Source organism: Paenibacillus sp. 203, from assembly GCF_037027525.1.
Classification (GTDB): Bacteria; Bacillota; Bacilli; order Paenibacillales; family Paenibacillaceae; genus Paenibacillus; species Paenibacillus polymyxa_B.
Window position 1 is genome coordinate 84,479 of record NZ_JAXCHD010000004.1, and the last position, 15,489, is coordinate 99,967.

Below are 15,489 nucleotides of genomic sequence, written 5' to 3' on the forward strand. Positions count from 1 at the left end.
AAGGAGGAGCCCATGACAGAGCGAGAGACAGAACTGCATGAGGTAGATGATCATCTGGATTATGGATTATCCGTTGTATTCATCGGCTTTAATCCCAGCTTGAAATCAGGCGAGGTAGGACATCATTATGCGAATCCGCGCAACCGATTTTGGCGCATACTGGAGGGGGCAGGCTTGACACCTCGCTTGTACGATCCATCGGAAGATCGGGAGCTGCTGAAGCTGGGCTTTGGCTTTACGAACATTGTTTCCCGTCCCACGAGGGGAGTAGAGGATATTTCACGCGAGGAATACGCCGAAGGACGTCTGAAGCTATACGAGAAGCTAAAGGAATACCGCCCGAAGGTTGCTTGCTTTGTCGGCAAAGGCGTGTACACCGAATACAGTAAAAAATCCAAAGTAAATTGGGGATTTCAGCCTGAACCGCTCATTCCCGAGATGCATGAATTTGTGGCACCTTCGTCTAGCGGACTGGTGCGCATGTCGCTGGAAGAAATCACAGATATTTATCGCCATCTTCAAACGTTCCTTTCGTCAGAAATCGTCTGAAATGCAGTAAGCACGGTGAATACAGCTAGCACAAAAAGAACCACACGCTTCAGTCCCTGCTGGGAAGAGCGTGTGGTTCTTTGAGTTGTTTCTATTCTATTGTAAGGCTTTCGCCTGCCATGCCTCTTCCACGGGAACATAAGGATATCCCAGATCACGTGCGACCGCTTCATAGGTAATATGTCCGTTCAGGACATTGGTGCCGCTAAGCAGTGGCTTGCTTCTGCGAAGCGCCTCCTGCACACCCAAATCTGCGAGCTGGAGAGCAAAGGGGAGCGTCGCGTTCGTCAGAGCGAGCGTCGAGGTTTGCGGTACTGCGCCCGGCATGTTTGCTACCGCATAGTGAATGACGCCATGCTTCACATAGGTAGGCTGATCGTGTGTGGTGATGTGGTCAATCGTCTCGACTATGCCGCCCTGATCGATGGCCACATCCACAATCACAGAGCCGGGCTGCATCGTCTGTACCATGGCTTCCGTTACGAGCCGCGGAGCTTTGGCACCAGTGATCAGGACAGCACCGATCAGCAAATCACTTTGCGCCACGGCTTCAGCAATGTTGGACGGGGTGGACACCAGCGTATGGAGCTGATTGCCAAAAATATCGTCCAGTTGGCGCAGTCTTTGCAGGCTCAGGTCGATCAGTGTCACATCTGCCCCAAGACCGATGGCGACCTTGGCAGCATTGGTACCGACCACCCCTCCGCCAATAATGGTCACTTTACCGCGTTTTACCCCCGGCACACCTGCCAGCAGAATGCCTTTGCCACCCTTTGGTTTTTCCAGCAGTTGTGCTCCAATTTGTACAGCCATTCGACCGGCAACCTCACTCATCGGAGTAAGCAGCGGGAGGCTGCCTTCAACATCTAGCGTCTCATAGGAAATGGCGGTTACGCCGTGGTCTGTTAAAGCGCGGGCCAGTGCTGGCTCGGCAGCTAAATGCAGATAGGTGAATAAAATCAATCCTGGTCGAAAATATCCGTATTCAGAGGGGAGCGGCTCTTTTACCTTGATAATCAGATCCGCCTGGGACCACACGTCCGCAGCTTGCTGCACAAGAGTCGCACCCGCAGTGGCATATTCTCCATCCGTAAAGCCGCTTTCAACACCTGCATGGCTTTCCACAAATACGTGATGTCCGTGTTGAATCAATTGAGCTGCACCTGCTGGCGTTAGAGCGACACGATTTTCATTGTTTTTAATCTCTTTCGGAACCCCAATTTTCATTTCATTCACCTCTCCTAAAAATAATTGTTAAGAAAATTACACTATCATTTTTGCGCAGCCCTGCCGATTAGTTACATGGACTCAAGCCGATAAATGCAATTCATGTTAGATTAGGTACAGTTTACAAGGGGTGAAGCTCCTTGACATCATACATTTTGTCGGATTATCTGACTTAAAGGCTCGACTTTTTGATGAATATATGTCATATAAAATGACATAAAGACATATACATAAGGAGAATGCCGATGAACGGTAAAAAAACATTTACCATTGCGGATGTGCTGGAACGCCCCGTTTTCCGGCGGGCGAAGCTGGCGGCGGGGGAACAGGGCGTACATCGCCTTGTGGGTTGGGTCCATGTGCTAGAAATCACAAATGTTTCTCCGTTTGTGAGCCGTCATGACTTGATTTTGACGACCGGCTTGTGGCTCACCCGGAAGGGGGAAGAGCGTGCCGAGTATATGGAGCAACTGATCCGCTCGGAAGCCGCGGGATTGTGTGTGGAGCTGGGCACGAGCATTCATGAAATCCCCTCTGAAATTTTGGAGTTGGCGGAACGACATCACTTCCCGGTCATCGTATTTGAGCAGCCAGTGCGTTTTGTTGAAATTACACAAGATATTCATTCCCTACTTATTAACCGACATCATGAACTTCTAAAAGATCTGGAGCGATTTTCACGTCAGCTTCAGCAGGAAACCCTGCGCAGCACTGATATGAACGCCCTCTTGCGTGTGCTTCATGACTATGCAGCCCGGCAGGTCATCTACATGTCTTCCATTGAAACCAATCGATTCGTACCTTTCGTCCAGCCGGATCTAGCGGACCGTATTGCAGATTTTTATGCCAATGAAGTGGAATCTAGTATGACCGCCGATCGGGAGGGGCATCTGCTGTTTCACCTGAATGAATCCACTGCCGTCTTGTTCCAGCCCGTTGTATGCTTCGGTCAGGTGTTTTCCGCAGTAGGTTTGGTACTGCATAGTGAAATGCCGACGGAAGAAATGTCGCTGCTACTCGATTACACTGCCAAGGCAGCCGCTACATTGGTGCTGAGAACACAGTTTCTTGAAGACCGATTGCTGCGTAATCAAAATGAATTGATTCAGGATGTACTGAGCGGGCAGCTTCCCAGTGAAGAACAGGCTCAGACCCGGATGGGCCTGCGATTGTTATCGAAGGGGCAGTATTTATTTTGGGCAGGGGTCATTGAGGTAGAACACCAGGACAAGGATGCCAGTCAGGTACGCAAGGAATCCATCAATCAGGATGTGCTAGTGCTGCTTCGTTCATTGTTGAAAAAAGAAACGTTGCACAACCTGCTGATGATGAAGGGAAGTCAATGCTACATCCTTTGTGCCAAGGAGGAATTAACACTGCGTTCCGCAGCGCAAATGAAAAAAGTGCTTGCCCATACTGTTCAATATATTCAGAATTATGCCGCAGGACAGCTTGATAAGGTGCGCATTCATGCAGGCTTTGGTAAAGTAAGGCATCGCATGACGGGGACGGATCGCAGTTTTGAAGAGGCATATGAGGTCATTGAAGTGGCACGAAGCGTCCCAGTCATGAAGGATCGGTTATTTTACGACAGCATCGGAATCTATCAGTTGTTGAAGGCGGTGCCCCGCATTCCTTTTCTACAAGAGTTCGTAGAGGACCATTTAGGCGAGCTGATTGCGCATGATCGTGAGCACCATATGCAGCTTTTGGATACACTGGATGCCTATTTTCAATCCCATGGCTCCAAGCGTGATACCGCAGGAATTTTGTACATTCACAGACAGACCCTTTATAATCGGCTGGATAAAATTAATGAAATCATAGAGGGAAATCTGGCAGACCCTGACAAACGTCGTTGCCTGGAAATGGCACTACTGGCTTACCGGATGCTTCAGGCTGAAAATTGATCCTAAATAACTAGTTCTATTTTCCATTCTACTCATTTACAATGCGTGTTAACACTGAGATAATAGAAGAGATTACGGAAATATCTTGAAAGGGGATTAATATGAATATAAAAAAATGGATCGCCGTCCCTCTTATTCTGTTAATGGTAGCTTTGACAGGTTGCCAGGCAGTAGGTGGATTTGATGTAAGTAAAAGTTTATTGGGAACACTTGATGTGAAATCCCAGCAGACAACGGAGAAAATCTCTCTTAAATTGACTCCAAAAGAAGGAATCACGCAAGGAGATAAGGAAATCGTAGATTTGATTAATTCGATTTCCGTCACTGTGGATGAAGCCAAAGTACAATCGGAGGAACTTGCTTCTGCCAAAGGTACATTGCACATCGATAAGTATAATTTGCCGTTTGAACTTGCTTTAGACCGCCAAGGTTTGGCTATTCAACTGGAAGGTGCCAAAAAACCTTATTACATATCTTTGAACTCGCAAGAGAGTTTGAGCGGTCTGCCTGCTGGATTTGATCCATATGTATATTCCAAAGACGTGAGAGAACTGACGAAAACAGCCGCTGCACTTATGCTCAAGCATGCGCCTAACCCTTCTACCATTTCTGCAACGTCTGTAACCGAGGAAGTATACGGTGAGAAAGACAAAGTGAAACTGACCCATCTGCATGCTGAACTTCGTGGTGATGAGCTGGTAACATTGGTAAAACCGTTCCTGGCGAATCTGGCCAAGGACGAAGCAGGCTTGAAAGAGCTGATCGGGCAAGCTATTGATATGACTAAAACAATTGCTTCCGGCATGAATATTGAAGGTAGTGATAAAGTAACAGCGGAACTGAGTGCTAACAAAGAAAAAATGGTCAATGAGGCTTATACCGAAGTTAAAAAGTATTTGGATCTGGCCGTTGATCAGTATGATGTAGGCGTTAGCACCATGTATGCACAGTCCCCTGAAATCAAAACGGTTCTGAGTGCTAACACAGTTCTGAAAAGCGACATGTATTTTGATGAAAAAGGAAATGTTCGCAAAGCGGCTACAGACCTGACGGTTGCTTTGCCAGATGTGGACGGTCTTCCGGTGAAGTCCTTCACAATTCTTACCGAAACTCAATCTTGGAACGTCAATGGTAGTGTGACGGCTGATAAAGTGGATATTTCTAACGGTGTTATTGACTTGAATAAACAAGCTGAATTAACTCCGGGAGCAACGCTGCGCAATTTTGAAGCGAATTCTCCGATCTACAACATTTTAAAAAATGATTTGGAAATTACAAAAGTAGAAACAACTTTCGATCCTAAAGACGATTACTACGTCTTGGAGAATCGTGGTGGTACTGCCTTTATTCCATTGCGTGAACTGACGAGCGAACTGAACTCCGAGTTAAAATGGGATGCAGCTGCCAAACAGACTACTGTAATTGATGATATTACAGGTAAGACGATTAAGCTGAAAAGTGGCTCCAAACAGGCTGTATTGGAAGGAAGCACATTGACGCTGCCACAAGCTCCATATACGGATGAATATGGTACATTGTATGTTCCTTTCAAATCAGTTGCCGAGGCGCTTGGCGCCACAGTAACTCGTAATACTGATGGGGAATATGTACTGAAACGCGACTAAAAAGAAATTCAAGGAACCGGCCCAATTAGGGGCTGGTTCTTTTTTTGTTATATTGGTAAAATGCTCAGTAAAGCGATTAAAATAAGCGCTTACAAATTTTAAAAGTGCCATACTTTCATACAGGGAAAATTGAGATAATGATAGTATCATTCCAGCATAGGAAAACACATACAATTAGGGGGATATACGATGAAAGATATGGAACTATTGAATTCCAGAGAGGGACAAATGGTGCTTGCCCGAATGTACGGTCAACAGCAAATCTCTGAGCAAACGACTCGATATGAATCCCTTATACAGGCGTATCGGGAGCATTTTGGTGTAGGGGATATTGAACTGTTTAGTGCTCCGGGGCGCTGCGAAATTGGTGGAAATCATACAGACCACAATCACGGGAAGGTGCTGGCAGGCAGTATTACACTCGATACCATCGCTGCAGCTTCTAAAGTGGAGGAGTCTGTAATTACATTCTTTTCTGAAGGCTACAAGACGAAGTACGTCATCGATTTAACTGACTTGTCGCCAAAACCGGAGGATGACAGTACGATGCTGCTGATCCGTGGCATTGCCGCTGGTCTACTTGAATTCGGATACCGTATCGGGGGATTCCGAGCTTATATATCAAGCAATGTGTTCTCTGCTTCAGGTTTAAGTTCTTCCGCTTCTTTTGAAATGTTGATATGTACGATATTAAATCATTTTTATAACGAGGGAGCGTTAGATGCTGTTGTTAAATCCAAAATTGGTCAGTATGCGGAAAATGGCTATTGGAACAAGCCGTCGGGGCTGCTCGATCAGATGGCTTGTGCGTATGGCGGCTTGATTTCCATTGACTTTGAAAATCCCAAGGAACCGATCATAAATCCTGTTCATTGGAATTTTGAACAAAACGGATATTCCCTCGTTATTGTAAATACAGGTGGAAATCATGCTGATTTAACGGACGATTATGCGGCGGTGCCCAACGAAATGTTTGCAGTGGCTCAGTCTTTAGACGCTTCGGTTTGCCGTGACTTATTGCCGGAGGATCTATATGCCAACCTTAAAATGGTCAGGGAAAAAGCAGGAGACCGTGCAGTACTGCGGGCGTTACATTTTTTTGAAGAAAATAGACGCGTGGATGAACAGGTGAAATCACTGGAGGAGGGGCGCTTTACTGATTTCCTGAGGCTCGTTACCGAATCTGGTAATTCCTCATGGAAATGGCTCCAAAACGTATATAGAAGTGGGATTGCGCGGGAACAAGACGTATCGGTTGCACTGGCTTTAACCGAAATGTATTTAAAGTCAATAGATAACAGCGCATGCAGGGTACATGGTGGTGGCTTTGCTGGTGTCATCTTGACGATTCTTCCAAATGATCATGTGGATGATTATAAGGAGTGGATCAGCGGCATGCTAGAAACTCCGGTACTTGTTGTCAACGTCCGTGAGGACGGTGCTGTTAATGTTAGTGATTTGATACATGTTGAACGGACTCATTGCGAGTCTACAAACTAGTCAGTCAGTAGAAGACTTTAACCCATGGGTTAAAGTCTTCGTCCTTTTTATCGCCGATACAGCTTGGGTTTGCGTTATAATAAAGAGATGATAGTTTTAATGAAGGAGGGCCTATCTGTCATGGCTATATACCCGTCCTGGTCCTATTCGCAATCGAGGGCTCAAACGTTCGATGAATGCTTACGCAAATACTATTATCATTATTACGGCTCGCATAATGGCTGGAATTCGGCACAGGGCACTGAAGAGCAAGTTACGTTGTATCGGCTCAAGCAACTGAGCAACTTATATATTTTATTCGGGAATATTACGCATCAAATGTGTGAATCAGTCATACGTGGATGGATGGAAAAAGGGGCTATCCCGCGCACAGCATACCTCGAGACAGCTATGAAGAACATGTTGAATAACAGTTACAAGGAATCGCTACACCGTGAGCTATGGCTACAAGATCCGAAAAATCGCGTCATGCTGGCGGAGGTTTATTACGACGACGAGGTGCTTCCGGAACGGATCGCCCTTATTAAGGAGCGACAGCACGCGGTGATACACAATTTGTACCGTACTGCGGTTTGGCGTGAACTGCAACAGGGAAAGGCCCGAATTGTAGAAGTGGAGAAGTGGGATACGATGCTCCTTCATGAGACGAAAGTGTATGTCAAAATGGATTTGCTCTATCGTAGAGACAATGGAGACATGGTCATCGTGGATTGGAAAACAGGCAAGGAAGGCGATTTTTCCGACCAACTTTTTTTGTATGCTTCCTATGTGCAGGAGCACTATCAGCTTCCTTTGGAGAAGATTGAGGTACGTGTGGAGTATTTGATGACAGGAGAGCATGAGGTATATCGTCCCGCGCAAGAGGATATCGACAAAGTGGTTGGTAATGTCGGACGATACATCGATGAAATGAAGTCCTGTCTCGATGATGATTACTATAATCGCCCCAAGCCCGAGTCTTTCTTCACTCCGATGCCTTCACGCAGAGCGTGCGGAGGCTGTAATTTTCGTGAGGTGTGTAAGTACCGAGCGGTGTGAAATGACTTGATTGCCTTTGCCCCCGGATTCCTACCCTAATTAAGCTAGTGAATCCGGCTATATGGCAAATCTATAATTCTTCTATATTTTGAAACCGCTTTATAATTTAGAAGATGCGAGGTATGATAAGGGTATTACTGGAAAATGTGAAGGGGGAAGTTAGGAAGATGACGAGTACAGAACATGCACGTATTCTTTTTCAAGGAGATTCTATAACAGACGGAGGAAGGGGACGAAATGAGGATGCGAACCATTGGCTGGGTCAGAGCTATGTGTATCTGATCGCAGGTGCATTGGGGAGCCGTTTGACTACTACGCAGCCAGAATTTGTGAACCGGGGAATTTCGGGGGATCGAGTTTCGGATTTGTATGCACGCTGGAATGAGGACACGTTTAGCTTGAAGCCGAATCTGCTCAGTATTCTAATCGGAGTGAACGACGCCTGGCGGATCGTGGAGCAGGAGCCGTCCGGGGTGACGGACCGATTTGAACGAGCCTATCGCCACCTTCTGGAAGAAACGCGTGAAGTACTGCCTGATCTGGGATTAGTGCTGTGTGAGCCGTTTATTTTGAAAACGGGAGCTACCGAGGCGCGATGGGATATTTGGCAAGAAAAAATAACGGGATACCAGCGTATTGTATGTCAGCTTGCAGACGAATATGGGGCCGTATTTGTGCCGCTCCAGAGCATGTTGAACGAAGCCGCTACCCAGGCGGACGCCTCCTATTGGCTGCATGACGGGGTCCATCCGACAGCGGTTGGGCATCAGTTGATAGCTGATCAATGGATAGATATCGTGCAAAAGAGTCCGCTGGCGATTCGCTAACAGGGTCATACATAGTCTACTCCTTGTCATTTTTGGGTAATACACGATTATGGACATCATTACTTATGTTATGGTTCCATCCAAAAATGAATGTCAAAGGGGGTGCTTCTTGCTTCGTTATGAACGGAGCAAGAGAGGGCTATGGAAACGATAAATATCATTCTGGTTATATTACTTATCGCATTAACTGCGTTTTTTGTGGCCTCGGAGTATTCCATTATTCGTGTGCGGGTATCTCGCATCAATCAATTGGCCTCTGAAGGCAACAAAAATGCGAAAGCCGTTAAAAACATTTTGTCTCGGCTGGACGAGTATTTATCTGCTTGTCAGCTCGGAACCACATTAACCTCAATGGCGCTAGGCTGGCTAGGGGAATCTACTGTTGAACATCTGCTACACCCTCTGTTTGTATTGGCTCATATTCCGGCAGGCCTGACGGGAGTGCTCTCCTTTTTGCTGGCTTTTTTGATCTTGACCTATTTCGAGGTGGTCATTGGGGAGCTGGTACCGAAAACATTCGCCATACAGATTGCTGAACCCATGGCATTGTTTTTTGCCCGTCCGATCACGATATTTTATAAAATGACCTATCCCCTGAATTGGGTGCTCAGTCGTTCATCGCGTGTCATTACGGGTCTCTTCGGGCTCAAAAAGGTATCTGAAGAAGATGCAGCACTCAGTGAAGCTGAGCTTCGTTTGGCGTTATCTGAAGGCTTTCGTAGTGGTGAAATTACACCGACAGAATATCGATATCTGAACAATGTATTTGATTTTGACGACCGTGCGGCGCAGGAAATTATGGTACCGCGCATCCATATCCGTTCCATCTCCCACCAGGCAACAGTGGCCGAGTTTATGGAGCTGATCGAGGATAAAGTTTATAATTTTCTACCTGTAGCTGAACATGGAGACCGGGATCGTATTATCGGAATGATTCGCGTCAAGGAAGCCCTGCATGATTTGGCACGTGGGCACAGCACAGGGAATACGACGATGGCTTCTTATATTCACCCGGTGCTTCAGGTTATCGAGACGGTTCAGGCTCGGGATCTGCTGATTCAGATGCAAAAACGACGCATTCCAGTAGCGGTGCTGGTGGACGAATATGGTGGAACATCTGGACTTGTCACACTGGAGGACATTATGGAGGAAATTGTTGGAGACATTCCTTCCTATACCGACACCGAAACCCCCGCAGCGTTAACTCCACTCATTACAAAAACAGATGATCATCGTTACATACTCAAATCACAGGCGCTCATTCATGAGGTCAATCGGCGCTTGGAGACGGATATTGAGGCCGGAGACGTATATACGATTGGCGGATGGATGCTTTCAGAGCGTTTTGATATCCAGCAAGGAGAAAAGCTGACCATTGGTGTATGGGAATTTACTGTACTGGAAAAAAACAGTCACCAAATAGACACAATTGAAGCGATTAAGAAAGCAGTCGTTGACCAGAAAAATGACAATGATTTTTAATAATGGAAATTGACTTTGTCGGTAACAGCTCGCTTAAGATGTGACGAATGGCCTGTAAAGCTTGTGACAGCGCGATTCGTCCGTTTTAAGATGCAGCTGCTACCTGGTAACATATTTTTTTTGGAATTAGGATAGGGGACTTAAGACTCTGTATCTTTATGCTCATAAATATATCTGTCTGTGAAAAATTCTACTAGAAATGTAGCAATTTTATGGTAAAATGGAATCAAATTTGAGTTTTTTGGGGTGGGCTACAGTACATGAAGATGTCACTAGGTACGAAAATGGTTACTGCATTTGTCTCAATTTCTGCAATAACCTATGGAACAAGCGCTTTTTTTATTTTTGTACTCAAGGACTGGCTTGCTCAAGGTACACAAGAATGGGTGTACACTTCGATCATTCTGTTATTGGGTGTCCTGTGGAGTGGCATTTTGGGCTGGTTGATCTCAAAATTACTCACACGGCCAATTGTTAGGTTGGCAAAGGCGGCAGAGGAAGCTTCGGCGGGGAATCTGTCTGTTGTAATTCCTGAACGTCGTTCGGAGGATGAAATCAAAGTTCTGTATGATGCATTTCGGCATATGATGCTGAACATTAAAGATATGTTCAATGAGATCTCGTACAGCACCAGAACAACTTCGCAAAGTGCGGAAAATCTGAGCTTGGCTATTGTGCAGGCTACCACACAAATTGAGTCCATGTCTTCGGTGGTAGAAGATATTTTGAATGGCGTGGAGCAGCAAAAGCAAGCATCTGCCCAATCTATTAAAACAGCAGACCGAATGCTGGGCGATTTTAAAATGATGCGTAGCAAATCGGGGCATATGCTGGAACTGTCAGGCCATATGGAGCATTCAGTAGATTCGACGCAGACTGTATTTTCATCCCTGATGGATGGAATGGGAGAACTGACAGCATCACATGGTCGTTCGCAGCAGGTAATTGCACGACTGGAAAAAGAAGCTTCCCAAATTGAAGCGATTACAAGCACCGTGAAGGATATTGCCGAACAGACCCATCTGCTGGCGTTGAATGCTTCCATAGAAGCGGCGCGTGCGGGAGAAGAAGGGAACGGGTTTGCGGTAGTGGCTCACCAAATTCGCGCACTTGCCGCCCAAAGTACGGAGTCTGTGCAGCAAATAAATGCCATCGTTAGCCGTGTCCAGTCACAAATTGTAGAGACAGTGCAGTTGATGCATCAGCAAACGTCATTGGTCAGTGCTGAGGCGGAACGGACAAGCTCTGTGGATCAGACGCTGAACCGTTTGAACGCTATTGTACGTGAATTTGTCGAGAGCATCCGATTAATGGAAGAGGCCGTGACGGAGCAGACGAATCGGGTAGATCAAACCTTTGAGCAGATCCATCGTATTCAGCAAATGTCAGGGGCCTTCTCTGAAGGAGCTCATAAAATTTATAAGGCTGCTCATGAGGAGACAGCAATTATGCAGGAAATTTCGTCTTCTTCCGAGGATTTGAAAGTGCTTACGAATAAACTCATGATGAAAACACGTGGAATGCAACTATAACAGAAACCATCATGTGAGGCATGATATATACAAACAAAATATAGCCGCTATACACCGGAAAACGCAGCAAAATGGTTCCCCGGTGTGTAGTGGCTATTTTTTAATTTCAAAAAACTCACATTGTTTTCTGGGGTGGTAAGCCAGATCACTGACGCTGGATTGCACGACAATGGTTTGATCGTCAAAACGGATTATGATTCCGCCAGAGCCAATCAATTGGTCATCCTGAAATACCCGGACACGCAGATGACGTTCCAGTGCCTCGCTGAAATCCTGATCTGTAATTAATCGGCGATTAATGGCCATGAGGGTTCTCCTTTGAATATAATATCTTTTATCATAAAGGTAAGGTATGGAACAAGCAAGAAACACGGCTAGAACATAATCGGCTATTGGGTATAAAATAGAATGCAACGAAGAGAGAAAGAGATCAAAGGGGGCTAGCTATGGATAGGTCGTGGTCAGGGCCTTGGTTCGACGCCAACGCGCCAGAAGGGTTCGAGGCTTTTACTCCGTCACATGGGTTGGCTATATTGGGACTCATTGTATGCGCTTTGATGCTGTGGCTGACTCGGGGATGGATTCGGTCGAACAAGCCTATAAGCGAGGGAATTCGCTGGTTGTTAATTACAGTCCTCATTCTGTCAGAGGTGACTCTGAATATTTGGTATGTGATGCAGCATATTTGGGATGTCCAGACCTCACTGCCATTAGAACTGTGCAGTGTGACACTGCTGCTGTCTATCCTAATGCTCATTTTTCGAAGCCGATCGTTATATCCAATCATCCTTTTTGCCGGAATTGGAGGGGCGCTTCAAGCCGTACTCACGCCTAATTTGGCATACGCATTTCCGCATTATCGTTTTATCCATTTTTTCATAGCTCATAGTGCTATTATTCTGGCAGCCTTGTATATGACCTGGATAGAAGGACTCCGACCGACGTGGAAAAGTGTGGGAGGAGTGATGCTTTTTCTGAATGGCCTGGCGCTGATAGTGTGGATCGTAGACGATGCTCTCGGAGCTAACTACATGTTTCTGGCCGGAAAGCCGTCAACACCGTCGATATTAGATTTTTTAGGGCCATATCCTCTGTATATTGTGGCAGAAGAGGCCATTGCGCTCCTATTCTTTTCTCTTCTGATGCTGTTGTTCGAGGTGCTTCCGGGAGGCAGGCTGTATGTCCGCTCGCGTAAAGGAGCTGTGCATAGTGCTGACAGGTCGACATAAAGTCGTTGTAAAGCCATACAAAAGCAGCCTATTCCACAAGTATATGACTAGGGATAAGGCTGCTAAGAATGCCTAAACAGTAGTATGGGTATAACGTTCCCCATTCTAATACTTAACGCAGTAGTGATTCTGCTCCGTCTACATAAATTTCCGTACCCGATACATGAGATGACTCGTCTGAGGCGAGAAAAAGGACCAGATTGGCAACCTGCTCTGGCTCACCAGGGGCATCCTCTAGCGGATGCTCTCCGCCTTTCGGAAATTCGACTGGAATTTGTACCTTCTTCAAGTCTTCCGAAGGGTACGTGTTATCGTCAATTTGCGTGTCGATAGCTCCCGGGCATATCGCGTTGACCCGAATTTTGTAACGTGCCAGCTCCAGCGCTGCCATTTTCATAAAAGCAACCTGAGCTGCCTTGGTGGAGGCGTAGGCTGAGAATCCAATGCCCGAAAAGGTTCGATTACCGTTGATGGAGCTGGTAATGATAATGCTGCCACCGCGTTCTTTCAGGTAAGGGACGGCATATTTAACGGTAGCAAAGGTGCCGCGAAGGTTAATGTTCATCGTGCGGTCCCATTCCTCCAGTTCCAGTGTCTCGATAGGGGCCATGGTGCCGTTAATGCCTGCATTGGCGAACACGATATCCAGCTTTCCGTACGTTTCCACGACTTTAGCGAACCCCTGCTGAATCATATCCGGCTTGGATATATCACATTCCAGTACAAGCGCCTCGCCGCCAGTTTGCTCGATGATTGCTTTGGTCTCCTCTGCATGCTTGGGTGTCCGATCCAGCATGACCACCTTGGCGCCTTGTTCTGCAAAACGGATCGCGGTCGCCTTGCCAATTCCTGAACCTCCACCACTGACCACTGCTATCTTTCCTTGCAATCTCTGCTCTGCCATTGACTATTCCTCCCATTCCGTTCATAAACTAAACCTGACTCGTTATTCCATACCTCTGGACGTTGATGGTGAAACAGTCACAGCTGGATTTTATCCCATTTGCGAAATATGGTAACATAGGCGAACCAGCAGGAACTTGTAGCAAAAATATATAGCAGGAACAAGTATGGAGAAGACCGAGTGACGGAGGTGGATCGAATTGAGCTATAACGCAAATGACCGACCCGAATCGACAGACGCTATAGCACTGACCGGAAAAATGAAACCGTGGGCACTAAGCGGCCCCAGTATTCAAATCGATCCGTTGTTTCCCTATTACGCCAACCGTTCGCGGGACAGTATAGCAGATGAGATCGCCCTTGCGGGCTACCAGACCGTTCATTATTTTGTCGTACGTGAAAATGAAGTGGATGGAGCGCTTGTTGCTGCTTTTCAACGCAGAGGCATAGCGGTGTGGGCAATGGTGCTAGGCAACGGTTCTTTTGGCGTGTCCCAGCTACCGCCGGAGTGGAAAGAATGGCGTATGGAGCTGCTGCGCGAACCGAACGACGGATTTCAGCGGCTTTCGCATTTTGCCCAGGAGTATGTGGAATGGAAAAAGAACGCCGCTGCCCGGCTCGTCACCGACATTCCGTTCGACGGGTTCGAGGTGGCGGAGCCTTATTTCCCCGAATGGAACGGGCTGCGCAGTGGAGTGTACGGGGATATTGGGCCGCATGCACAGCGTACCTTTCGCGAGCGCAGCGGTGAGAACATTCCGGATTTCCGCGACAAGCATGCGCGGAATTACTACCGGAAGGTTCCGAACCTGTACGCGCAGTGGGTCGACCTGCGCGTGGACGCCGTGAACGGCCTGATCAGCGAGCTGGTGAACGGCGCAGGCGGTGTGCGCGATGTCCGGCCGGACATCTGCGTGGCGACATGGTCGCTTGCTGTGAGCGGGCGCGGCGATGTTCCCGGCCAGCTGCGGGAATGGCAGGGTCTGGACGCGGTAGCCATGATCGGGTGCATCGCCCCGGATATGCACGTAATCCAGACCCATTGGCCGGACTGGATGCGCCGCCGTCTGCCGCCACAGTATATTCGCGGCTACGCCCGCATCGCGCAGTCGATTCGCGCCGCTTATCCGGGCCTGCCCCTCGGGGTGCAGGCGGATATCGGTTCGCTCGCGCGGATGGTTCGAGACCGCGAGTGGACGCGGCGGTTCGGGGCTACCGCCCTGGAGGGCGACTACGACGCCTGGACCGCCTATGAATACCATTTGGGTGGTTACATGTACGATGAGCTGCCCAAACCGCTAAGGGCGGAACGTTCAGCCGAAGATGAGGTGGTTATTTCTTTCAGCAAGCGAATTGCCACGCCGTCTGTAGATGAGCTGCGTATTTGGAGCCGGGAGGACAGAGCAGGTACAACATGCGATCTGAGCCGCCACCTAAGGAACGATTCACTAACGTTGCTGGAGCTTGTGAATGCCGTAGCAGACGGAAACCGTCTATTGCTGCGTGTACGCAATTTACCAGCGGGGGCGTTCAGCTTGCGCCTTGATGGTGTGCAGGATACACCGCAGCTATGGCTGCTCAAGGGAAGGAAGGCACATCGCAATCTGCCAGAGGATGAAGTGAGGGTTCCTTAAAATTTGGGTAATAACAAAATAACAGCTGTATAG

At 47.5% G+C, this 15,489-nt stretch carries 13 protein-coding genes; 10 read left to right on the forward strand and 3 right to left on the reverse strand.

Annotation, left to right across the window (positions count from 1 at the left end):
- Positions 1–12 precede the first annotated feature (12 nt).
- Entirely contained in the window at positions 13–549 is a 537-nt protein-coding gene (locus WA407_RS09720; RefSeq protein ID WP_254326603.1) for a mismatch-specific DNA-glycosylase, read from the forward strand.
- 96 nt (positions 550–645) lie between these two features.
- Here the strand turns inward: WA407_RS09720 and ald are convergent, their stop codons facing one another.
- Positions 646–1,776 carry an alanine dehydrogenase gene (gene ald, locus WA407_RS09725; protein ID WP_336077268.1) on the reverse strand — a complete coding sequence of 377 codons (1,131 nt, stop codon included), beginning with the start codon at positions 1,774–1,776 and terminating at the stop codon, positions 646–648.
- A 245-nt stretch (positions 1,777–2,021) separates the two neighbouring features.
- Between ald and WA407_RS09730 the strand changes: the two genes are divergently transcribed.
- The 7 genes from WA407_RS09730 to WA407_RS09760 all read left to right on the forward strand — a co-directional run bounded on the left by WA407_RS09730 (position 2,022) and on the right by WA407_RS09760 (position 11,690).
- A complete protein-coding gene (locus tag WA407_RS09730; protein WP_336077269.1) occupies positions 2,022–3,686 on the forward strand; it encodes a PucR family transcriptional regulator in 1,665 nt (554 codons plus the stop codon).
- A 101-nt stretch (positions 3,687–3,787) separates the two neighbouring features.
- Complete coding sequence (locus WA407_RS09735) at positions 3,788–5,311, forward strand: copper amine oxidase N-terminal domain-containing protein (RefSeq protein WP_336077270.1); 1,524 nt, start codon at positions 3,788–3,790, stop codon at positions 5,309–5,311.
- A 189-nt stretch (positions 5,312–5,500) separates the two neighbouring features.
- Positions 5,501–6,811 carry a galactokinase gene (locus WA407_RS09740; protein ID WP_336077271.1) on the forward strand — a complete coding sequence of 437 codons (1,311 nt, stop codon included), beginning with the start codon at positions 5,501–5,503 and terminating at the stop codon, positions 6,809–6,811.
- A 120-nt stretch (positions 6,812–6,931) separates the two neighbouring features.
- On the forward strand, positions 6,932–7,849 hold the full coding sequence (locus WA407_RS09745; protein ID WP_209950039.1) for a PD-(D/E)XK nuclease family protein: 918 nt from the start codon (positions 6,932–6,934) through the stop codon (positions 7,847–7,849).
- Between the two features lie 167 nt (positions 7,850–8,016).
- Entirely contained in the window at positions 8,017–8,676 is a 660-nt protein-coding gene (locus WA407_RS09750; protein ID WP_336077272.1) for an SGNH/GDSL hydrolase family protein, read from the forward strand.
- Positions 8,677–8,817: 141 nt separating this feature from the next.
- On the forward strand, positions 8,818–10,158 hold the full coding sequence (locus tag WA407_RS09755) for a hemolysin family protein (RefSeq protein WP_165176570.1): 1,341 nt from the start codon (positions 8,818–8,820) through the stop codon (positions 10,156–10,158).
- 260 nt (positions 10,159–10,418) lie between these two features.
- A complete protein-coding gene (locus WA407_RS09760; RefSeq protein ID WP_061831071.1) occupies positions 10,419–11,690 on the forward strand; it encodes a methyl-accepting chemotaxis protein in 1,272 nt (423 codons plus the stop codon).
- A 93-nt stretch (positions 11,691–11,783) separates the two neighbouring features.
- Here WA407_RS09760 and WA407_RS09765 read toward each other — a convergent pair whose 3' ends face one another.
- Entirely contained in the window at positions 11,784–11,996 is a 213-nt protein-coding gene (locus tag WA407_RS09765; RefSeq protein ID WP_025723740.1) for a hypothetical protein, read from the reverse strand.
- A 140-nt stretch (positions 11,997–12,136) separates the two neighbouring features.
- On the opposite strand from WA407_RS09765, the gene WA407_RS09770 reads away from it, so the two are divergent.
- Positions 12,137–12,919 (forward strand): YwaF family protein, encoded by a 783-nt coding sequence (locus WA407_RS09770; protein ID WP_254329381.1) that lies wholly within the window; start codon positions 12,137–12,139, stop codon positions 12,917–12,919.
- Between the two features lie 112 nt (positions 12,920–13,031).
- Here WA407_RS09770 and WA407_RS09775 read toward each other — a convergent pair whose 3' ends face one another.
- The gene (locus tag WA407_RS09775; protein ID WP_254329380.1) at positions 13,032–13,823 is read right to left on the reverse strand and encodes an SDR family oxidoreductase; all 792 of its coding nucleotides are present in this window, start codon (positions 13,821–13,823) and stop codon (positions 13,032–13,034) included.
- 259 nt (positions 13,824–14,082) lie between these two features.
- Here WA407_RS09775 and WA407_RS09780 point away from each other — a divergent pair, with 259 nt between their 5' ends.
- Positions 14,083–15,456: an N-acyl-D-glucosamine 2-epimerase gene (locus WA407_RS09780; RefSeq protein WP_336077465.1), complete on the forward strand. Its 1,374-nt coding sequence runs from the start codon at positions 14,083–14,085 to the stop codon at positions 15,454–15,456.
- The last annotated feature ends 33 nt before the right edge of the window (positions 15,457–15,489 follow it).